This is a genomic window from Enterobacter sp. UPMP701 (assembly GCF_053709515.1).
The window spans coordinates 181,297-200,958 of sequence record NZ_JBSKJN010000009.1; the positions used below are offsets into that span (position 1 = coordinate 181,297).

Here is a 19,662-nt window from a genome sequence, read left to right on the forward strand (position 1 = left end):
GAGAGACCATGACCCCGATTGCCGTCACCCTGCTGACCGGTTTCCTCGGCGCCGGTAAAACCACCCTGCTGCGCCATATTCTGAACGAACAGCACGGCTTCAAAATCGCCGTCATCGAAAACGAGTTTGGCGAAGTCTCGGTTGACGATCAGCTGATTGGCGATCGCGCCACGCAGATCAAAACCCTGACCAACGGCTGCATCTGCTGCACCCGCTCTAACGAATTAGAAGACGCCCTGCTGGACCTGCTCGACAGCCACGATCGCGGCGACATCAACTTTGACCGTCTGGTGATCGAGTGCACCGGCATGGCCGACCCCGGCCCGATTATTCAGACCTTTTTCTCTCACGAGATCCTCTGCCAGCGCTACCTGCTGGACGGCGTGATTGCCCTGGTCGATGCGATCCACGCCGACGAGCAGATGAACCAGTTCACCATCGCCCAGTCTCAGGTGGGCTACGCCGACCGCATTCTGTTGACCAAAACCGACGTGGCGGGCGGAAGCGAAAAACTGCGCGAGCGCCTGACGCGCATCAACTCGCGCGCGCCGATTTATACGGTAACGCATGGTGACATCGACCTGTCTCAGCTGTTTAACACCAACGGCTTTATGCTGGAGGAGACCGTCACCGCGAAACCGCGCTTCCACTTTATGGGAGACAAGCAAAACGACGTGGCGTCGATTGTGGTGGAGCTGGACTACCCGGTGGACATCAGCGAGGTCTCGCGGGTGATGGAAAACCTGCTGCTGTCGTTTGCCGACAAGCTGCTGCGCTACAAAGGGATGCTGTGGATCGACGGCGAGCCGAACCGTCTGCTATTTCAGGGCGTACAGCGCCTGTACAGCGCCGACTGGGATCGCCCGTGGGGCGATGAAGCGCCGCACAGCGTGATGGTGTTTATTGGCATCCAGCTGCCGGAAGAAGAAATACGGGCGGCGTTTGCGGGGCTGAAGAAATAAACAATCGCTCCCTTTTAATCGTGAAAGGGAGCGCATTCCCCTAAAGCAAATTCCTCGATTCACGCTTTCTGTTTGCAATATTGTCTGTTAATGTCCTTAACAATAATGAAATCCTGCTTAGATTAATATTTACAACAATATTAATTGCGCAGAGTTATTTTATTCATGAATTGGTAGACATCACATGGCACTCATTATTCCCACAATCAGCAGCTGTAGCGAGAAAATCACGGCTGGAGAAAAAAGGCTGGCAAGACTCCTGGAAGGGGGCCTCAGCGAACAGTGTACCTGCTGGTATGACACCCGAATGGGCGATAAGCAAGAGCATCCTGACTTTGTGATTCTCGCCCCCGAAAAAGGTTTGCTGTTTATAGAAGTTAAAGACTGGTTTATCACAAAAATAAAGTCGGCCAACAAAACGCATATTCACTATGAAACCAAAAACGGCGTTGAGCCGTTGAAAAACCCACTCGAACAGGTTCGACAATATACCTTTAACACCATTGATAGCCTGAAAAACGATCCTCTGCTTCGTCAACAACAAGGGGATTATGAAGGCAGCTTTATTATGCCGTATGGATACGGTGTTTATTTGAGCAACATCACCCGGGCACAGCTGGAAAAGAGTTTTACCCCCGAAGCGTTAGAAGAAATACTGCCCACCAGCCAGGTGATTTGCAAAGATGAGCTGACCGAGTTTATGACCCGAGAACAAATCTCCGCCCGGCTCGAATCCCTCCTTAAACATCGCTTCGTTCATCACACAACACCACAGCAGTTCGACCGCATCCGATGGCATCTTTATCCCGATGTCCGCATTAACCCATCGGTCACGCGGGTTGACCTGGATAATTTTACGTTCCACACCCCAGATGTGGTATGCATGATGGACAGGTACCAGGAACAACTCGCCAGAAGTATGGGGACCGGGCACCGGGTCATTCATGGTGTGGCAGGATCAGGCAAAACGCTCATTTTGTATCACCGCTGCATTGAGCTTGCCAACAATATGGAAAACACCAAACCGATACTGGTGATTTGCTACAATATTACGCTGGCCAAAAAGCTTAAAGCGCAGCTCGAACAGCACAACCTGAGGCTTCCTGTCGAGGTTATCCATTTTCACGCCTGGTGTTATCAACAATTAAACGCGCATCGGCGTCTTCCTCCCAGGAGCAAAAATTTTATTGAGCTGATGGAAAATTCGCTGACGGTGGCATTTGAAGAGGGCATTATCAAACCGGAACAGTACAGCGCCGTTTTGATAGATGAAGGACATGATTTTAAGCCGGAATGGCTAAGAATCCTCGCTAAGATGCCGGACGATAAAGATAGCTGCCTGCTTTTCCTCTACGATGACGCTCAGTCAATCTATCAGAAAAAGAAAGCGCTCGATTTTACCCTTTCCAGCGTCGATATAAAGGCGCAGGGCCGCACCACTATTCTGGATACCAATTATCGCAACACCCGGCAAATACTCCATTTTGCCAGCAGTATTGCTTTTAATTATCTCAATAATCACATTGAAGATTCCCTCAAATACCAGCTGCCCGCCGCAGGAGGACTGTCAGGAAAGTATCCGGCGCTGGCCAGCTTTGATAATCAGGACGAGGAGATTACACGCGTTCTCAATTGGGTCACTGAGCAGCGACAACAGGGTGTTGCCTGGTCGGAAATCGCTATACTTTGCCCCTCAACTTACAGCATTTCGGGTATGCTCGGACCAAGGCTCGAAGCCCGCAAGATCCCTTACCAGATGATTGTCTCCAGCGATGATAAAAAACACTGGTCACCGCAGAATGATTTCCTCTGCGTAATGCCGCTGCCAAGCAGTAAGGGTCTTGAATTTCAATCGGTCGCCATTATGGATGCCGCAAAGGAAAGGGATGAAGAAGATCTGAGCGACGATATTAAGCGGCTGTATGTCGGATTTACCCGCGCGCGCCAGAATCTTCTGGTGACCATGCACGGAACCGGAAGTCTGCGAGATCATCTGGTCGAGACCTGGGAAAAGAGCGTTAAGACGGTCTAGCTGTCCAGTAAGCACCGAACAATCCCCTCTCCCCTGCGGGGAGAGGGTTAGGGTGAGGGGTAAAATTATTTCAACGCCTCCGGCAGCGTTACAATCCACAGCTCGCTGTCCGACTCCGGCTTCTTCAGCGGCTTCACGCTGAGCGTGGTTTCCACCGGTTTATCATCCAGCGTCAGCGTGCCCTCCGCGTTCACCCGATAATCCTTGAGCTTCTTGCCCTCGACCGGATGTTGCATCGCCACCTTCACGCCAAAGTCGTTATCGTTCGCCACCGCAAGCGTTTTGCTGTCAATTAACGCCAGCCCTTCGGCCTTCTCCTGCTGCCAGCCCAGCGCGCGCAAATCGACGACCTGCGTTTTAGCCGCGAGCGTTATACCGCGCTGCGCCAGCGTTTTCTCATCATCAAATTCCGGGTACTCGCCCGGCTTGTCGAAGGCGGTCAGGTCACTCGCCTTGCTCAGATCCACTTTGTAGATAAGGTTACGCATCGCGTCGTTTTTATCGCTTCCCTGCTCAATCAACAGGATGTGCTGGTCATCCAGCGCCACGATGTCGCCGATTTTAGCGTCGCTGTTTTTGCTGTAGGCCGCGCTGTCGATGGGGTAGCCGTACATCGCGGTTTTCCCGGTCTCCGGGTCGAAGCTCACCAGACGCGTAAACAGCGCCTGCTTTTTGCTCTTGCCGTCGATATCCAGCGTACTTTGTACGGCGGCAATAATCCGCCCGTCCGGCATCCGGGTCAGGCCTTCAAAGCCCCGGTTCGGCTGACGCCATTTGATAATGTTTGGCAGACCGCCCGCGATGGATTTTTCCCCTTCAGCCGCCTGCGGCCCGTGGATCGCCAGGATCTTCCCTTTGCTGTCGACGTTAATCAGGAACGGGCCATACTCGTCGCACAGCCAGTAGCCGCCTTTCCCGTCCGGGGTGATGCCTTCCGTGTCCAGCCCACGGTTGTCACCTTTCAGAATTTTAAGGGTATCGCTGAACGCCACTTCATTGGTGGAGCCAATCACGCCGCTTTGCAGCGGCAGACCGTTAATCTCGCCTTTATCATCATGCAGCGGGCGGGCATCGACAGCCTCCGCTTTGCCGTTCTGAACGCGGATGGTCATCAGCAGCGGCGCGAAATCCGGCGTGACAAAAATTTTGGCTTCGTTTTTACCCATTTTTGGCGCATCAGCGTTTGGACCGCGATCGGTCACGGTCGCGAAGGTCAGGGTATCGCCCTGCTTGCCCGTAAACAGCAGACCGGAGCCAATCCCTACCGGGAGCCCATTCGGAAACGCGCTGGCAAACGCGCCGCTGTATTTCACGTGCGAGCCGTCAGGGAAGCTGACGACGTAGCGCTCAGCGGTGGGCTGCGCCGCCAGGCCAGAGAAAGAGAGCGCACAACCGATAAGCACAGGAATGATTTTTCTTTTCATATTGTTAGCATCCAGAAAGTGAAGCCCACAACGTAATGAACAAACGTGTCAGAAAAATGACATGGAAAGGAAACGTGGCCGGGCATCTGAACGAATATTGACCGTTAAAATGTAAAAATTTGTTTTTTTATGTGATTTTAGAAATGGAATTGGAAATTATTAGAAACCCAATTAATTCATCTCAAATCACTTTCCCTGGCTCGTTCAGATTTCGTTTAGTCAAAAAAGTAAACTGTTCCTCAACGCCTGAAAATTGCGCATTGACACCCCCACAACCCAACTTCAGCGTTACAAATAAAAATAAAGAAATTAACAATCACAGCATGAAAAGTCGATTTGTATCACATTTGCAGTCATAAACATCGCTTGTTAAGGTGCCCCCAGATTAATTTGATGACGAGGCACGAACCATGAAAAAACTGAATATCCTTCTTCTTTCTGCGTTGACCGCCATCTCGGGTTCCGCACTGGCCATGGGCGGCAGCGTTGAGCAGGGTAAAAACTTTACTAACCTCAACCTGGAAATGGGCAAATCCTCATCCGGCCTGTATGTGGAAAGCAACTGGCTGAAAAACACCGATGACGGTACCCAGACCGGTGGTGTGGGCGCTGGCTACAACCTGGGTCTTGGCCCGGTAATGCTGAACGCGGGCGCAAAGGCCATCTACATCGGCCCGAAAAAAGGCGATAACGGCGTGGCGTTCCCGATTGGCGGTGGCGTAAACGTTGCCCTGACCGACAGCATCCACGTGTACGGTGAAGGCTATGTGGCACCAGAAGGCCTGAACAACAGCGTGAAAAACTACGTGGAAGCCAACGGCGGCGTAAGCTGGACGCCGATCACGCCAGTGACCCTGAAAGTGGGTTACCGCCACGTAAGCGTGGATGGCAAAGATGGCCGTCCTGGCCACACGCTGATTGACGGCGCATATGTTGGCGGTGGAGTCACCTTCTGATGAAACACCGCATTACCGCGCTTTGCGTGCTGAGCCTCACGCTGATGCTCACCGGCTGCGTCCAGTACAAATGGGTAAAACCGGGCGTCAGCGACGCTGAGATGAATAAAAAGCTCACGGAATGCGAAGCGCAGGCCCTGATCGATCTGCCCCCGGACAACGTGGTGACCGGTTCGAACTCGGAAAAAACGGACAAAAAGAACAAGAAAAAGGATATTTCCACGAGCTACACGGTTGAAGACGCGAATGAATATCGCCGGGATACGTTAGTCGACAGCTGCATGTTCAAAAGCGGCTGGGACAAGATTGAAGTTCAGTAATCAATTGAAAAAAAACCTGCCAACCGGCAGGTTTTTTATTACCGCTTACTTACGCACCACCACCAGCTTCTGGTTCACAAACTCTTTGATCCCCAGGTCCGACAGCTCGCGTCCGTAACCGGAACGCTTCACGCCGCCGAACGGCAGCTCTGCTGCGGTATCAGTGAGCCAGTTGATGTACACCATCCCGGTCTCGATCCGCGACGCCATTTTCTTCGCGCGCTCGATGTCCTGGCTGAACACCGCCCCGCCCAGGCCGTAGTGGGAGTCGTTCGCGAGCGCGACCGCCTCGTCGTCGTTTTTCACCACGTACATCTGCGCCACCGGGCCGAAGAACTCTTCGAAGTACGCCGGGTTGTCGCGGGAGATATTTGTCAGGATCGTCGGTTCAAAGAAGCTCCCGTCGCGCTGCACCGGCTTGCCGCCATAGTGCAGCGTTGCACCGTTTTTCACCGCCTCGTTAACCTGTTTGGTCAGCGTTTCGAGCGCATCTTTAGACGACAGCGGACCCAGCGTGGTGGTTTCATCCAGCGGATCGCCAATCTTCACCTGCTTAAACGCCTCGGTGAATTTGCTCAGGAAGGCATCCGCAATTTTCTCGTGCAGAATAAAGCGCTTCGCCGCGGTACAGACCTGCCCGGCGTTGTTGAGTCGGGCATTCACACCAATTTTCACGGCCTTCTCAAGGTCCGCATCGTCCAGCACCACGAAGACGTCGTTACCGCCCAGCTCCAGCGTGGATTTCTTGATGTGCTTCGCCGCCTGCGCGGCCACCACGCTGCCTGCTTTTTCAGAACCGGTTAGCGCTGCACCCTGCACGCGATCGTCTGCGATGATATTCGCCACCTGTTCGGACGAGATAAACAGGTTTGTCCACGCCCCTTCCGGCGCGCCCGCCTCGCGCACCAGATGCGCAAAGGTCTCGGCGCAGTGCGGCACGATGCTGGCATGCTTAGCGATAACGGGGTTCCCCGCTGCCAGGTTTGGCGCCAGAACGCGCATCAGCTGGTAATACGGGAAGTTCCACGGCTCGACGGCCATCAGCACGCCGATGGGGTGATGCTCCACCCACGCTTCCCCGAGTTCAGACGGATACTTCACCGGGGCGAGGAACTGCTTCGCGTTGTCGGCATAGTAGCGGGCGATCTGCGCGCACAGCTTCACCTCCCCGCGGCTCTGTTCGATGAGCTTACCCATCTCCTGGCTGGCGATTTTCGCCAGATCCTCCACGCGCTCGTCGATCAGGTCGGCAAGCTTATGCAGCACTGGCAGGCGCTGGCTGATGTCGCCTTTCGCCCATTCCGAATGGTAAAGCGCATCGGCCGCCTTGAGCGCCGCTTCGATATCCGCGTCGGTATGTGAGGGGTATTCTTTGATGAGCTGGTTAGTGGCAGGATTTACTGTCTGATAAGCCATGTCGAATCTCCTTGTTTTACCGCTTAGGGTATTAAGGGTAGTCAACATGACTGAAAGTAAAAGTAAAGTTTGGTATGTATGCTGACTCGAAGTTCCCGCCTCGCCATTTTCTTCTTGAGATAGATAATGGCATTAACTACTATCAATCGATTAATCCGAAACCTACTAATTACTGACAATAGTTATTAAGACCATCAAGGTAACATAGTGAAACTATTCAAAAATGACGATGCTTTCTTCGATAGAGTATCAAAAATTAGCACAATATTTGCTACAACAGGAACGTTAGCCTTCGGCATTTATGCCTACTTTAATACGATACACCCCGTATTTGAAAAAGAAAAAGAGTTGCAAGGCTTAAGAGCAGAAAAGCTTAGTCTTGAATCAGAGAAGAGTAGATTAAGTACTGACAATCTCTTACTGAAAAATAAATTCATAGCCTCGAGCAATCGTTTGAATGAACTCAATGAAAAACTTAACAAAACAAACACCGTTCTGTTAGAGAAGCAAAATTTTCTTGATAAATTAAACAGAGATCTTGTTGTAGCACAAAAGCAAACCATCCTCGGAAAACTAGATATGCTGCGGGAAAAACTCCTTAGCACCGCCATTTATCAAATATCAACAAAAGGAAAAACAAACTTTGATATTATTTCTTATTCAAGCTCATTACTTCCAGACAAAAAAAAGAAACTTTCACCTACTGATATAAAAGCCTATGAATATTTTGAAGGTTACATTCACAATAATAGCAACCAAAAAATCGAGGAGATTGACGACATCATAAAGTATGCCGTTATGCTGCCTGTATCATATAAAATTAAAGAAAATATGTTAAATGATAATGACTAATCTTTGTTTAGCTAAGGGCTTTGCACATTCCCCCCGCTTCCCTCTATCCTTAACCCATGGAAAAAATAGCTGAACTCAAACGCGCCAAGCTTCTTGCGCTGTCGCTGCTGCTGATTGCCGCCGCGGCGTTTATCACCACCCTCTTCCTGCCACAAACCTTCTGGGTGCGTGGCGTCAAAGCCATTGCCGAGGCGGCAATGGTTGGCGCGCTGGCGGACTGGTTTGCCGTCGTCGCGCTGTTCCGCCGGGTGCCCATTCCCTTTATCTCGCGCCATACGGCGATTATTCCGCGCAATAAGGACCGAATCGGCGACAATCTCGGCCAGTTCGTGCAGGAGAAATTTCTCGATACGCAATCCCTTGTCGACCTTATCCGTCGCTACGAGCCGGCCCAGATGATTGGTACCTGGTTCAGCCAGCCCGACAACGCTCAGCGGGTCGGGCAGCATTTGATTCAGGTGATGAGCGGTTTTCTCGAACTCACCGACGACGGACGCATACAGCGCCTGCTCAAACGGGCGGTGCATAAGGCCATCGACAAGGTCGACTTCACCGAAACCAGCGCCGTGATGCTGGAGAGCATGACCAAAAACAACCGCCACCAGGTACTGCTGGATGCGATCATCAACCGCCTGATTACCCTGATCCAGCGGGAAAGCACGCGCGACTTTATCTCTGACCAGATCGTCCACTGGCTGAAGACCGAACACCCGCGCAAAGCGATGGTGCTACCCACCGAGTGGCTGGGCGATCAAAGCGCGGAGATGGTGTCGAACGCGGTGAACACGCTGCTGGACGATATCAGCCACGACCGCACGCACCAGATCCGTCAGGCGTTCGACCGCGCCACGCTGAAACTTATCGACAACCTGAAAAACGACCCGGAAATGGCCGCGAAAGCCGACAACATCAAGCACTACCTGAAAAACGACGAGGCGTTTAACCGCTATCTGGGGGAGATGTGGGCCGACCTGCGCCAGTGGCTGAAGGCGGATATGCAGAGCGAGGACTCCCGCGTGAAGCAACGCATCGCCAACGCCGGGCTGTGGTTTGGTGAAACGCTGTCTAACGACGCCAGCCTGCGCGCGTCGCTGAATGAGCATCTGGAGCAGGCCGCGCACCGCGTGGCGCCGGATTTCGCCGCGTTCCTGACGCGCCACATCAGCGACACGGTGAAAAGCTGGGACGCCAAAGACATGTCCCGCCAGATTGAACTTAACATCGGCAAAGATCTGCAGTTCATCCGCGTCAACGGCACGCTGGTCGGCGGGACGATTGGCCTGATCCTCTTTTTACTCTCACAGCTGCCTGCCGTGCTGGGGCATTAATCCGCTTTGGGCGGGGCGATGACGTAACGCGTCGCCTCGAAGCGATTCAGGATCAAATGCACCAGAAAGACCATCGTCAGCGTCGCCACCAGCGAAAAGGTGACGGAAGTGATGCGATAGAGATCGCTGAACACCAGGTCGCTGTCCGGGTGCATGTTTTGCCCGAACATAATGCCGATGGTGGTGATGCTGGAAAACCCCACGCCCGCGCCCACTTTCTCCATCACGTGCAGCCGCGCGCCAAACGCCAGGCCGAGGCCAATCAGCGGCATCATCAGCAGCATATGGCTGCTGTGGTCGTAGAGGATGAGCTGCACCACCAGAATGTAGAGGCAGCCCAGAACCACCCCGACCACGCGCCAGATGGAGCTCATCACCGCGCCGCGATAGTGCATCGGGAACAGGATCAAAATCCCCGCCATCAGCGCCGAAAGCGAATCACTTAAGTCGCTAATCTGAAACACCACGAAAATCATCGTTGCGACGCTGCCGGAGAGCAGCGACTCGTGGCGCACGCGGGCATCGTCCTTCTCAATCAGCGGCGGCGGCTTGCGGGGCTCCACGTCCGGCAGGAGGTAGTTCATCAACGCGCTCAGGCATACCGCCATCACGCTCGCTTCGATGTTGGAAAACAGCAGCGTGTGCCAGTTGGTGGTGGGGTAGCTCATAAAGTTGAGCATCACGCTCTGGCACACCACGCCCATTGAGCCGAACAGAAACAGCGGCCCTTTGCTCATAAAGCGAAAACGCATCACGTACAGGGCAAACACCACCAGCGTCATAATGACCGGCCATTGCGACAGATAGCCGATGATAATCACCATTTCGACGCAGTTCAGCGATGCACTGAAGATAAACTGCTTCGCCACATGGCGGTTAAATACTGGTACCAGCGACAGCAGCATGATCGGATAGACCACGAAAAACACGCCGTAGCTGGTGTTGTAGAAGCTCGATATGCTCAGGGCAATCATCCCGGCAAAGACGATGCGCAGGGTCTGGCGAAAGTCATTTGCCGTGTAGACGATGTTGCCGTGCGGGGTAAAGACCCGCGCCAGCGTATTAATAGACATAGTGAAGCAGGCTTACCAGGTGGATCTGCATCCCGGAGAAGAAGCGCGCAAACGGCCCTTCGCTGTTATAGAGCTGCACGGTCGCCCGCGCGCCCGTTGGCAGCGGCTTCGGCAGCGTCTCATCCAGCGTGACGTGAATGCGCATGCGTTGGGCGTCTCGTACCCAGCGGTTAGAGGTCTCCGGCTGGGAGAGTTGACCGTTAACCGCCTCCTGACCTGCGAGGATCCCCGCGTCGCTGCTGGTGACATGGGCGCGGAACACCTGCCCCGGGAAGGCGTCAAACACCACGGCGGCATCGGTGCCCTGATGGGTATGGCGCAGACTCTTCTCGCGGAAATCGGCCACGATATCGGTCTGGTTGTTTACCAGCGCCAGCGCGGCGGAGCCGGATGAGGCATAAAAACCGGGGCTTAGCTGCAGGTTACTGACCGTGCCGTCCGCCTGAGCGTAGACCTTTGTCCAGCCGAGGTTCAGCTCTGCTTCATCCAGCGCGTTGCGGTATTTTTGCAGCGTTACGTTACGGTGCTCGTTCCGCTCGCCGCGCTGAATGCGCAGGTTATGGATGTTCGCCTGGATGGAGCTGACGGACTGCGCGCTGCTCTGCCAGGCGGTGCGGACCTTATCCAGATCCGCCTGCGAGACGTTCTGTAACGTGCTCAGCTTCTGGTAGCGTTCAAAGGTCACTTTGTCGTTACGCGCGGTCAGCACCGCGGTTTTCAGGCTGGCCTGCGCGGCGGCGATCTGCGCGTCCAGCTGTTCGTTAGAGAGACGCGCCTGCTCAAGCGCGATTTGCGCCGCTTCCACTTTGTTGCGAAACGGCGTGTCGTCGAGCTCAAACAGCAGATCGCCTTTCTTCACCTGGCTGTTGTTGTGGACATGTACCGCCGCCACATAGCCTGAGACGCGCGGAGAAACCGGCGTCACCACGCGCATCACGGTGGAGTCCGGCGTCAGTGGGATCCAGATATCCGCGACGACAAAATAGATAAACATCAGCAGGAAAGAGGCAATACTCACCCTTACCCAGCGGGCAAACTTTTGTTCAGGGGTCATTATTTTTCGGTCTTGTTGTCTTCTTCGCGGATTGTCCGCAAATTGCAGGCGATTTGATTCAACGTGGCGCTGAAAATCTCGATATGCTCCGGCGCGATATTTTGCGATACGCGCGCCTGACAGGTCTCAATCACCTGAGTGAGCCTTTTTAAAATGGCTTTTCCCTCAGGCGTCAGCGTCAGAAGCCGGATGCGCTTGTCATAAGGCGATGTGGTGCGCAGCAGGTAACCCTGTTTTTCCAGCTGTGTCAGGGTGCGCATCAGCGGCGGCAGTTCAATGCCCTGCACCTCCGCCAGCTCACTCATTGAGACGTTATCCCCGAGCTGATGAAGCTGCATCATCACCGTCCAGCTCGACTGGGTTAACCCGGTATCGAGAATGGCATCGTCAATGACGGCACGCCACTGACGCACGATCATCGCCATCCGCATGCCCATCGGCCTGCGGCTAAACAGCTCTTCTTCGCTCATGGGGACACCTCTCGTCACACGCGGTCAAGATAATAGTTATCAGGGTAAGTATCAAGAAACGAGAGGTGAAAGAGCAGGAATTGCGAAAGGCGTTACGGGAGGCGATTTACACGTAGCCCCGGTAAGCGCAGCGCCACCGGGCGTTTTTTAGCGGCTAAAAAATCGCTGAATAGCACTTTTTCCCGATGTCGTCACCACCACCTCCCTGTACCCCGCGACCCGCAGGATCCACTCTTTGCTTTCCAGATGAATAAGCAGCGCCGCACCCGCCTCGCCGCCAAGGTGAAACCGTCGCTCGCTCCAGTCCAGACAGGCGCAGCAGGCCTTGCGACGGGATTGAGAATTTATCGGAATCCCAAGCTTCAGAAACTGCTCACGGCCATACAGCGTGAGCGCTGAACCGTCAGGCTCAAGCCAGCCTTCCGCCTGCATGAAATCGTAGATCTTTACCGCCACCGTACCCGCCAGATGGTCGTAGCAGGTCCGCGCCTCCCGCATGGCCTTCGGCGCGGTGGTTTCCGGCGGCGTAATGCGGCTCCAGGAGAGCCCCATCATCTGTTCGACCAGCTCCGCCACGTCATGCCCCGCCAGACGATAGTAGCGGTGCCGCCCCTGAGACAGACAGGTAATCAACTTTCCCTCCACCAGCCGGGCAAGATGCCCACTGGCGGTCGACGGCGCAACGTCTGCCGCGGTGCTCAACTCGGTGGCGGTCCACGCCCGCCCGTCCATCAGCGCGCACAGCATTTTCACGCGCGACGGATCGGCCATTGCCGCCGCCACCGCCGCGATGGCCTGTTCCAGCGCCGCGCCGTTATCAGTCGGTAAGCTTGTCTTTAACATATGCCGCCCAGGGTTCGGTGATCTCTGCGGCCAGCTTATCATTATCCGTCAGCAGAATAAGGTGATTCGCATGGTCGCTGTACTGGGTAAGAACAGACACGCCGCGTGCCACCAGCGCCGCCGCAATTTCACCCAGCTCGCCGGGGCGCTCCTGTTTGAGTTTTCTGATAACCGGCCTGCGCACCGCCTGCACGGTAAACCCGGCCTCCATCAGCACGCGGCGGGCTTTTTCCCCGTCCTCCACCAGGAAATGGGCATCGGTACCGAATACGCCGCCACCCTCAAGCCCCACGCCGTTGCGCCCTAACAGCTGTCCAAAGTGCGCCAGCTCGCCGGGCCTGTCGCTGAAAATCACATGAACGTCATACATTTGCATGCCCTCCCGTTTCGGAACTGTACTCCCGCACCAGCTGCGCCACCCGTATACGGTAGAAAGAGAAAATTGACTCCCGCCCTTCGGCCTGCGCGGCCTGATGGAAGACATTCTGCTTCCAGCGGCGGACGGCCTCTTCATCCCGCCACCAGGAAAGTGACAGGATTTTGCCGTCGGTCGTCAGGCTCTGGAACCGTTCGATATCGATAAAGCCGTCGATGTCGGCCAGCAAAGGCTTAAGCTCTGCGGCAAGTTGAAGATAGCGCGCCTGATGGGCAGGCGCGGCTTTAGCTTCGAAAAGGACTGCGATCATGATGGTCTCTCCGCTGTGATGTTGAAGAGAGAATGCAGGATGGAAAAGCACAATGCTTCGGTAAAGAGCGAAGCTTTAGCCCAGAATCGACCTCGGCTCCATAAACGCGCGGATCCCCCACTCGCCCATCTCGCGCCCCACGCCGGAGTGCTTAAACCCGCCGAACGGCGCTTTCGGTTCATGGGCAAGCGTGTTCACCAGCACGCGACCGGAAACAATCTGCTGCGCCACGCGGCGCGCGCGGTCCGCATCGCCGCCCAGTACCATCGCGCTCAGTCCGTATTCTGTGTCATTGGCAGTGGCAATCGCCTCCGCCTCGTCCCGATAAGGGATTACGCACAGCACCGGGCCGAAGATCTCGTCGCGGGCAATGGTCATCTGGTTGTTCACGCCGGCAAACAGCGTCGGGCGCACAAACCAGCCGTCTCGCGTCCCGTCCGGTCTCCCTTCGCCGCCCGCCAGCAGGCGCGCCCCCTCTTCGATGCCTTTACGGATATAGCCCTGCACCCGCTGCCACTGCTTTTCACTGACCATCGGACCGACGTCCGTTGATTTTTCGCGCGGGTCACCGGATTTCACCGCCTCCACGGCCTGCGCCAGCGCGGTTTCGATCTCCGCCTTACGCGAGTAAGGCACCAGAATGCGTGTCCCGGCCACGCACGCCTGCCCGCTGTTCATAAACCCGGCCTGAACGACAAGCGGGATCGCCTGCGCCAAATCCACGTCATCCAGCAGGATCGTCGGCGATTTACCGCCTAACTCCAGGGTCACGCGCTTAAAGCTCTCCGCCGCGTTGCGCAGGATCGCCTTGCCGGTATTCGTGGAGCCGGTAAACGAGATTTTTGCCACGTCCGGGTGGCGGCTGATAGTGTCACCGACCGTTTCGCCGCGCCCGGTGACGATATTAAACACGCCCGGCGGCAGGTCGGCATCGCGCAGCGCTTCGGTGACAATCCGGGTTTGCAAGGCGCTCATTTCGCTCGGTTTGATGACTGCCGTACAGCCCGCAGCCAGCGCGGCCGCCAGCTTGCCGCAGATAAACCCGGCATCGCTGTTCCACGGCGTAATCAATCCGGCCACGCCGAGCGGCGTCATCTGCACTGTGGCTGCGCCTGCGCGGGTGACGAACTCAAACGCCTCCAGCGCCTCAATGGCCTGAGCAATCACCTCCGCCGGATAGCTGGCCATCCACGCCGAGCGCGAGGCGGGCGCGCCGTACTCCTCAATGACCGCTTCCAGCAGATCGTCGTGGCAAGCAGCCACGGCGGCGTGCATACGTTTTAGCGCCGCGATGCGTTCCTGCTTTGTGGTCCGTGACCACGCCGGAAACGCCGCTTTTGCCGCCGCAATGGCGCGCTCTGCGTCAACCTCATCCGCCAGACGAACCTGGCCGATGACCCGCGCCGTCGCCGGGTTGTACAAATCAAACCACTCGGTGCCGTGCGGGGTAACAAATTCGCCGTTAATAAAGATCTGTTCGATGATGTTCATATAAACCTCCTCAGGCTGTGTGAGCACAGTCTGGCACGGCTTCTCCGTTGCGATAATCCACGCTATGCTGCAAGGGTTGTTTCGATTTTCAGGATAATCTATGCATCGTTCAGGTCTGACAGAGCTGGAAGTGGTCATGGCCGTCGTGCGACGCGGCAGCTTTCGCGGCGCGGCACAGGAGCTGGGCATGTCCGCCACGGCGGTAAGTAACGCCATCGCCGGGCTGGAGAGCCGCCTTGATACCCGCCTCTTTAACCGTACCACCCGCAGCGTGGCGCTCACCGACGCCGGACAGCGCTACGTGGCGCGTATTGGCCCGGCCCTGCAGGAGATCCGCCTCGCCAGCGAGGAGATCCACAGCGACACCGGAGAACCCGCCGGCACGCTGCGCCTGAACGTGCCGAACCATATCGGCACCCTGTTTCTGGACCAGCTGCTGATCGACTTTATGATCCGCTACCCGAAGATGCGCGTAGAAACCGTCAGCGAAGCGCGCATGATCGACATCGTCGCGGAAGGCTACGACGCCGGGATCCGCCTTGAGGAGTCCGTACCGCAGGACATGATCGCCGTGCCACTGACCGGGGAGATCCGCCAGCTTGTCACCGCCACGCCGGACTATTTTGCCCGTCACGGCACGCCGCAGACGCCGGACGATCTGCTTTCACATCAGGGGATCGGCATGCGCATGGCCCACGGTGGGATCTACCGCTGGGAGCTGGCCCGTCGGGGGGAAACGTACGCCCTTGCCGTGCCGCCGCGCTTTGCGACGTCCGATCTTTTTGCCTCGATCCGCGCCGTGAAAGCGGGATTAGGGGTGGGATTTTTGCCGGAACTGTATATCCAGGAAGAGCTTGAGCGTGGAGAACTGGTGAGCGTCTTAAACGACTGGGCGCAGCCCTTTGCCGGGCTGCGCCTGTATTACCCCGGCCATCGCCACGTCCCGCCAGGGCTACGGGCGCTGGTGGCGATGATCCGCGAGCGCGGGATTATTCCAGGTTAGCCTTATTCAGCCCGTAAGCCGCGTCCAGCGAGCCCGGTGCCATGCGGGAGGTGATCCCCAGACGGTTCCAGGCGTTGATCGCCACGATGGCGAAGTTCAGCTCTGAAATCTCGACGTCCGAGAAGTGCTCCGCCACGCTGCGGTACAGCGCGTCGCTCACGCCGTGAACGCCAATCTGGGTCAGCGCTTCGGTGAAGGCCAGCGCGGCTTTCTCGCGGGCGCTGAACAGCGGGGACTCGCGCCAGGCCGCCAGATGGTACAGGCGCAGCTCGCGCTCGCCGGCGATTTTGGCCTCTTTCGCGTGCATATCCAGGCAGAAGGTGCAGCCGTTCAGCTGCGACACACGAATATCGATCAGGTGCTTCAGCGCCGGGTCAATAGAGGTTTTTGCCACCTCCATGCTCAGGGCAGACAGCGCGTTGGCGAGGGCAGGTGTAGCTTTATGGTGGTTGACGCGAGTGCTCATTGTCTTTCCTCTTTTGTGCGGCATGTGTCATGCGATGCAGCAAATCTACGCCGTTCATGACATAGTAAAAAGATACAAAAAGCGTGAAATGAGGTAGGACATGAAGCCGGGCTATCACGACATTTATTCCCGCTATCGCGACAACATCACGCGCGGCGTGCTGAAGCCGGGCGATAAGGTGCCAGCCATCCGCGTGCTGGCGGAAGAGCTGAAAGTGGCGCGCAAAACCGTCGAAACGGCGTATGCCATTCTCACGGGTGAAGGGTATCTGGTGAGCCAGGGCGCGCGCGGCACGCGGGTCAACCCGGATTTACTGCTGCCGGATAACAATGCCCCTGCGGAACAGCCTACCGGCACGCTTCCGGCCTCGCTCATCAGCCAGCGCGAGCGGGCCGGGTTTCTGCGTCCCGGCATCCCCGCCCTCGACAGCTTCCCGTATAAAAAGTGGCTGCTGCTGGCGGGCCAGGCGACGCGGGCTATGCGACAGGAGGAGATGCTCAACCCGCCCGTTCTGGGCTGGTATCCGCTGCGCCAGGCCATTGCCAGCTACCTCAACATCTCGCGCGGGCTGTCCTGCAGCGCCGAACAGGTGCTGATCACCAGCGGCTACAGCGGCAGCCTGCGGCTGATCCTCGACACCCTTGCCAGCCGCAGCGACAAGGTGGTGTTTGAAGATCCGGGCTACTTTATGGGCCAACAGCTGCTCAAGCGGGTCGTGCCGCGCCTGCACACGGTGCCGGTCGACCGTTCAGGTATCGATACGGAATACCTGCTCCATCACCATCGCGACGCCCGTTTTGCCATCGTCACCCCGTCGCACCAGAGCCCGCTGGCGGTGACGCTCTCGCTGCCGCGCAAGCAGCAGCTGCTCGACTGGGCCAGCCAGAACGAGGCGTGGATTATTGAAGACGATTACGACGGTGAGTTTCACTACACCCGCAAGGTGCTGCCGTCGCTGAAAAGCCTCGACCAGCACGACCGGGTGATTTTCATGGGTACCTTCAGTAAAACCATCATGCCGTCGCTGCGCATGGGCTACGTGGTGATGCCCGCCAGCACCGTCGGAGCCTTTACCGACTGCGCGGACATTACCACCAGCGGCCAGCCGGTGCTGACGCAGAAGATCCTCACCGCGTTTCTCAACGACGGGCATTTTTTCCGTCATCTTAAGAAGATGCGCGCCCTGTATCAGACCCGCCGCGACTGGATGATTGCCGCCCTGCGCGAGGTGTATGGCGATCTGTTTTTCACCGAGCAAAACGACGGCGGGATGCATATCGTGGCGTTCCTGAGCAAAGGAAGTTGTGACCGGGAAGTGGCGCGCTGCTGGCAGGAACAGCAGCTGCAGGTGAATGCGCTTTCGGAGTGGTATCGCGGGTCCGGGAAGCGCTACGGGCTGGTGATGGGCTATAACAACGTGCGGTCTTATCAGGAGGCGCTGGATTTGCTGGAAAGGCCGAAACGGCAGACGCTTGAACTGTTGAGCTGAACATCGCCGGGTGGCGGCTGCGCCTTACCCGGCCTGTGGTTTAAATATCATTGCGGGATAAACCAACGTCCTTGAGCTGCTCGTCGCTCATCTGGCTCAGGATGCGGCGGGTACGGTTGATGCGATACCAGTTGCGGATCGTTTTGCCGATCCAGACAAACGCGACGAACGGACGTTTTGAACGGTTCTCATAGAATTCCATGATGCTCTCCTCACTCTACCAGTGGGGTTATCATCCTGGAAATCGGCCTTCACAATACAGATTCAAAAACACCTTTTGTTTAACATACAGATCCGCTAAAACAGTATCTGCATGCCAATTTTTACGGCAATCTGTACTGGTTTTACAATCTGTATGGTGAAAACAAAGGATACAGCATGACGCGCTATCAACATCTGGCCAACCTTCTGGCAGAACGCATTGAACAAGGGCTGTATCGCAGCGGCGAACGTCTGCCGTCGGTACGCACGCTGAGCCAGGAGCACGGCGTGAGCATCAGCACCATACAGCAGGCCTACCAGATCCTCGAAAACCTCCAGCTGATCACCCCTCAGCCGCGTTCCGGCTATTTTGTCTCGAAACGCAAAGCCCAGCCGCCCGTTCCGGCGATGACGCGCCCGGTGCAGCGCCCCGTGGACGTTACCCAGTGGGATGAGGTGATGATGCTGCTGGACGCCCGCGCCGACAAAGAGATGATCTCCTTCGGCGGCGGCTCGCCGGACGTGAATCAGCCGAGCCTGAAGCCCCTGTGGCGCGAGATGAGCCGCATCGCGCAGCATAATCCGGGGGAAATGCTGAGCTATGACGTGCTCGACGGCCGCCTGGAGCTACGCGAGCAGATCGCACGCCTGATGCTGGACGGCGGCTCTACCGTGGCAGCGAACGAGATTGTCATCACCAACGGCTGCCACGGCGCGCTGTCGATCGCCCTGCTCTCGGTGTGCAAGCCGGGGGACATCGTGGCGGTGGAGTCGCCGTCGTTTCACGGCACCATGCAGATGTTGCGCGGGTTTGACATCAAGGCGATTGAAATTCCCACCGATCCCGAGACTGGGATCAGCATCGAGGCGTTAGAGCTGGCGCTGGAGCAGTGGCCGATCAAAGCGGTGATTCTGGTGCCCAACTGCAATAACCCGCTCGGGTTTATCATGCCCGAAGCGAGGAAAAAGCAGGTCTTAGCCCTCGCCCAGCGGCACGATATCGTGATCGTGGAGGATGACATTTACGGCGAGCTGGCGGCGGAGTACCCGCGCCCGCGCACCATTCATTCGATGGATATCGACGGCCGCGTGCTCCTCTGCAGCTCGTTTACCAAAACCGTGGCGCCGGGACTGCGCGTCGGCTGGATTGTGCCGGGACGCTATTACGACCGGGTGATGCACATGAAATACGCCGCGGGCGGATTTAACGTGCCGGGTACGCAGATGGCGGTGGCGGCATTTATTCGCGACGGCCATTACCATCGCCACGTGCGCCGCATGCGCCAGATTTATCAGCAGAATATGGAAACCTACACCTGCTGGGTGCGGCAGTATTTTCCGGCAGAGATTTGCGTCACGCGCCCGCAGGGAAGCTTCCTGCTGTGGATTGAGCTACCGGAGAAGGTCGACATGGTGTGCGTCAGCAAGCAGCTGTGTCGGCTGAAGATCCAGGCCGCGGCCGGGTCGCTGTTTTCTGCCTCCGGGAAGTACCGCAATTGCCTGCGGATCAACGTGGCGCTGCCGCCGACGGACAAGAATCGCGAGGCGTTGAAGAAGATGGGTGAAGCGATTGTGATTGCGATGGAGGAGGGCTAG

The 19,662-nt window shown here is 56.6% G+C and carries 20 protein-coding genes; 9 read left to right on the top strand and 11 right to left on the bottom strand.

Annotation, left to right across the window (positions count from 1 at the left end):
- The first annotated feature begins 8 nt into the window (after nucleotides 1-8).
- Both yjiA and ACWKXT_RS18345 read left to right on the top strand, forming a co-directional pair.
- On the top strand, nucleotides 9-962 hold the full coding sequence (gene yjiA, locus ACWKXT_RS18340; protein ID WP_454533078.1) for a GTPase: 954 nt from the start codon (nucleotides 9-11) through the stop codon (nucleotides 960-962).
- A 184-nt stretch (nucleotides 963-1,146) separates the two neighbouring features.
- On the top strand, nucleotides 1,147-2,994 hold the full coding sequence (locus ACWKXT_RS18345) for a 3'-5' exonuclease (RefSeq protein WP_454533079.1): 1,848 nt from the start codon (nucleotides 1,147-1,149) through the stop codon (nucleotides 2,992-2,994).
- A gap of 65 nt (nucleotides 2,995-3,059) precedes the next feature.
- Here ACWKXT_RS18345 and ACWKXT_RS18350 read toward each other — a convergent pair whose 3' ends face one another.
- Complete coding sequence (locus ACWKXT_RS18350) at nucleotides 3,060-4,418, bottom strand: esterase-like activity of phytase family protein (protein WP_454528438.1); 1,359 nt, start codon at nucleotides 4,416-4,418, stop codon at nucleotides 3,060-3,062.
- Nucleotides 4,419-4,828: 410 nt separating this feature from the next.
- Between ACWKXT_RS18350 and ACWKXT_RS18355 the strand changes: the two genes are divergently transcribed.
- Nucleotides 4,829-5,374, top strand: coding sequence for a YfaZ family outer membrane protein (locus ACWKXT_RS18355; RefSeq protein WP_454533080.1), 546 nt, complete (start codon nucleotides 4,829-4,831; stop codon nucleotides 5,372-5,374).
- Nucleotides 5,374-5,694 (top strand): hypothetical protein, encoded by a 321-nt coding sequence (locus tag ACWKXT_RS18360; protein WP_454528440.1) that lies wholly within the window; start codon nucleotides 5,374-5,376, stop codon nucleotides 5,692-5,694. Before ACWKXT_RS18355 ends, ACWKXT_RS18360 begins: the two co-directional genes overlap by 1 nt.
- A 45-nt stretch (nucleotides 5,695-5,739) precedes the next feature.
- Here ACWKXT_RS18360 and ACWKXT_RS18365 read toward each other — a convergent pair whose 3' ends face one another.
- Nucleotides 5,740-7,110, bottom strand: a complete 1,371-nt coding sequence (locus ACWKXT_RS18365; protein WP_454533081.1) for an NAD-dependent succinate-semialdehyde dehydrogenase — start codon at nucleotides 7,108-7,110, stop codon at nucleotides 5,740-5,742.
- Between the two features lie 207 nt (nucleotides 7,111-7,317).
- On the opposite strand from ACWKXT_RS18365, the gene ACWKXT_RS18370 reads away from it, so the two are divergent.
- Both ACWKXT_RS18370 and ACWKXT_RS18375 read left to right on the top strand, forming a co-directional pair.
- Entirely contained in the window at nucleotides 7,318-7,962 is a 645-nt protein-coding gene (locus ACWKXT_RS18370; protein WP_454528442.1) for a hypothetical protein, read from the top strand.
- A 56-nt stretch (nucleotides 7,963-8,018) separates the two neighbouring features.
- Nucleotides 8,019-9,290 (top strand): DUF445 domain-containing protein, encoded by a 1,272-nt coding sequence (locus ACWKXT_RS18375; RefSeq protein WP_454533082.1) that lies wholly within the window; start codon nucleotides 8,019-8,021, stop codon nucleotides 9,288-9,290.
- Here ACWKXT_RS18375 and ACWKXT_RS18380 read toward each other — a convergent pair.
- The 7 genes from ACWKXT_RS18380 to ACWKXT_RS18410 all read right to left on the bottom strand — a co-directional run bounded on the left by ACWKXT_RS18380 (nucleotide 9,287) and on the right by ACWKXT_RS18410 (nucleotide 14,907).
- Nucleotides 9,287-10,363, bottom strand: a complete 1,077-nt coding sequence (locus ACWKXT_RS18380) for a DUF2955 domain-containing protein (RefSeq protein ID WP_041911326.1) — start codon at nucleotides 10,361-10,363, stop codon at nucleotides 9,287-9,289. The genes ACWKXT_RS18375 and ACWKXT_RS18380 overlap by 4 nt on opposite strands.
- Complete coding sequence (locus tag ACWKXT_RS18385) at nucleotides 10,353-11,420, bottom strand: HlyD family secretion protein (RefSeq protein WP_454533090.1); 1,068 nt, start codon at nucleotides 11,418-11,420, stop codon at nucleotides 10,353-10,355. The genes ACWKXT_RS18380 and ACWKXT_RS18385 overlap by 11 nt, the downstream gene beginning before the upstream one ends.
- Complete coding sequence (locus tag ACWKXT_RS18390) at nucleotides 11,417-11,887, bottom strand: MarR family winged helix-turn-helix transcriptional regulator (protein WP_454528444.1); 471 nt, start codon at nucleotides 11,885-11,887, stop codon at nucleotides 11,417-11,419. The genes ACWKXT_RS18385 and ACWKXT_RS18390 overlap by 4 nt, the downstream gene beginning before the upstream one ends.
- Nucleotides 11,888-12,034: 147 nt before the next feature.
- Nucleotides 12,035-12,730, bottom strand: coding sequence for an ArsR/SmtB family transcription factor (locus ACWKXT_RS18395; protein ID WP_454533083.1), 696 nt, complete (start codon nucleotides 12,728-12,730; stop codon nucleotides 12,035-12,037).
- Nucleotides 12,705-13,100: an amino acid-binding protein gene (locus ACWKXT_RS18400; protein ID WP_454533084.1), complete on the bottom strand. Its 396-nt coding sequence runs from the start codon at nucleotides 13,098-13,100 to the stop codon at nucleotides 12,705-12,707. The genes ACWKXT_RS18395 and ACWKXT_RS18400 overlap by 26 nt, the downstream gene beginning before the upstream one ends.
- Nucleotides 13,093-13,416 (bottom strand): antibiotic biosynthesis monooxygenase family protein, encoded by a 324-nt coding sequence (locus ACWKXT_RS18405; protein WP_333017198.1) that lies wholly within the window; start codon nucleotides 13,414-13,416, stop codon nucleotides 13,093-13,095. Before ACWKXT_RS18405 ends, ACWKXT_RS18400 begins: the two co-directional genes overlap by 8 nt.
- 75 nt (nucleotides 13,417-13,491) lie before the next feature.
- Nucleotides 13,492-14,907 (bottom strand): aldehyde dehydrogenase family protein, encoded by a 1,416-nt coding sequence (locus ACWKXT_RS18410; protein ID WP_454533085.1) that lies wholly within the window; start codon nucleotides 14,905-14,907, stop codon nucleotides 13,492-13,494.
- Between the two features lie 100 nt (nucleotides 14,908-15,007).
- On the opposite strand from ACWKXT_RS18410, the gene ACWKXT_RS18415 reads away from it, so the two are divergent.
- A complete protein-coding gene (locus ACWKXT_RS18415) occupies nucleotides 15,008-15,910 on the top strand; it encodes a LysR family transcriptional regulator (protein WP_454533086.1) in 903 nt (300 codons plus the stop codon).
- Here ACWKXT_RS18415 and ACWKXT_RS18420 read toward each other — a convergent pair.
- Nucleotides 15,897-16,376 carry a carboxymuconolactone decarboxylase family protein gene (locus tag ACWKXT_RS18420; RefSeq protein WP_454529673.1) on the bottom strand — a complete coding sequence of 160 codons (480 nt, stop codon included), beginning with the start codon at nucleotides 16,374-16,376 and terminating at the stop codon, nucleotides 15,897-15,899. The two genes, ACWKXT_RS18415 and ACWKXT_RS18420, sit on opposite strands and share 14 nt — an antisense overlap.
- A gap of 100 nt (nucleotides 16,377-16,476) precedes the next feature.
- Here ACWKXT_RS18420 and pdxR point away from each other — a divergent pair, with 100 nt between their 5' ends.
- Nucleotides 16,477-17,865, top strand: coding sequence for a MocR-like pyridoxine biosynthesis transcription factor PdxR (gene pdxR, locus ACWKXT_RS18425; RefSeq protein WP_454533087.1), 1,389 nt, complete (start codon nucleotides 16,477-16,479; stop codon nucleotides 17,863-17,865).
- A gap of 40 nt (nucleotides 17,866-17,905) precedes the next feature.
- Here the strand turns inward: pdxR and ACWKXT_RS18430 are convergent, their stop codons facing one another.
- Nucleotides 17,906-18,067 carry a DUF1127 domain-containing protein gene (locus ACWKXT_RS18430; protein WP_218728403.1) on the bottom strand — a complete coding sequence of 54 codons (162 nt, stop codon included), beginning with the start codon at nucleotides 18,065-18,067 and terminating at the stop codon, nucleotides 17,906-17,908.
- 176 nt (nucleotides 18,068-18,243) lie between these two features.
- On the opposite strand from ACWKXT_RS18430, the gene ACWKXT_RS18435 reads away from it, so the two are divergent.
- Nucleotides 18,244-19,662: an aminotransferase-like domain-containing protein gene (locus tag ACWKXT_RS18435; protein ID WP_454533088.1), complete on the top strand. Its 1,419-nt coding sequence runs from the start codon at nucleotides 18,244-18,246 to the stop codon at nucleotides 19,660-19,662.

Coding starts and splice junctions, on each gene's coding strand:
- pdxR (WP_454533087.1), top strand. CDS start 16,477: ATGAAGCCGGGCTATCACGACATTTATTCCCGCTATCGCGACAACATC.
- ACWKXT_RS18435 (WP_454533088.1), top strand. CDS start 18,244: ATGACGCGCTATCAACATCTGGCCAACCTTCTGGCAGAACGCATTGAA.
- ACWKXT_RS18360 (WP_454528440.1), top strand. CDS start 5,374: ATGAAACACCGCATTACCGCGCTTTGCGTGCTGAGCCTCACGCTGATG.
- ACWKXT_RS18355 (WP_454533080.1), top strand. CDS start 4,829: ATGAAAAAACTGAATATCCTTCTTCTTTCTGCGTTGACCGCCATCTCG.
- ACWKXT_RS18400 (WP_454533084.1), bottom strand. CDS start 13,100: ATGTATGACGTTCATGTGATTTTCAGCGACAGGCCCGGCGAGCTGGCG.
- ACWKXT_RS18350 (WP_454528438.1), bottom strand. CDS start 4,418: ATGAAAAGAAAAATCATTCCTGTGCTTATCGGTTGTGCGCTCTCTTTC.
- ACWKXT_RS18395 (WP_454533083.1), bottom strand. CDS start 12,730: ATGTTAAAGACAAGCTTACCGACTGATAACGGCGCGGCGCTGGAACAG.
- ACWKXT_RS18390 (WP_454528444.1), bottom strand. CDS start 11,887: ATGAGCGAAGAAGAGCTGTTTAGCCGCAGGCCGATGGGCATGCGGATG.
- ACWKXT_RS18410 (WP_454533085.1), bottom strand. CDS start 14,907: ATGAACATCATCGAACAGATCTTTATTAACGGCGAATTTGTTACCCCG.
- ACWKXT_RS18430 (WP_218728403.1), bottom strand. CDS start 18,067: ATGGAATTCTATGAGAACCGTTCAAAACGTCCGTTCGTCGCGTTTGTC.
- ACWKXT_RS18420 (WP_454529673.1), bottom strand. CDS start 16,376: ATGAGCACTCGCGTCAACCACCATAAAGCTACACCTGCCCTCGCCAAC.
- ACWKXT_RS18345 (WP_454533079.1), top strand. CDS start 1,147: ATGGCACTCATTATTCCCACAATCAGCAGCTGTAGCGAGAAAATCACG.
- ACWKXT_RS18405 (WP_333017198.1), bottom strand. CDS start 13,416: ATGATCGCAGTCCTTTTCGAAGCTAAAGCCGCGCCTGCCCATCAGGCG.
- ACWKXT_RS18365 (WP_454533081.1), bottom strand. CDS start 7,110: ATGGCTTATCAGACAGTAAATCCTGCCACTAACCAGCTCATCAAAGAA.
- ACWKXT_RS18415 (WP_454533086.1), top strand. CDS start 15,008: ATGCATCGTTCAGGTCTGACAGAGCTGGAAGTGGTCATGGCCGTCGTG.
- yjiA (WP_454533078.1), top strand. CDS start 9: ATGACCCCGATTGCCGTCACCCTGCTGACCGGTTTCCTCGGCGCCGGT.
- ACWKXT_RS18380 (WP_041911326.1), bottom strand. CDS start 10,363: ATGTCTATTAATACGCTGGCGCGGGTCTTTACCCCGCACGGCAACATC.
- ACWKXT_RS18375 (WP_454533082.1), top strand. CDS start 8,019: ATGGAAAAAATAGCTGAACTCAAACGCGCCAAGCTTCTTGCGCTGTCG.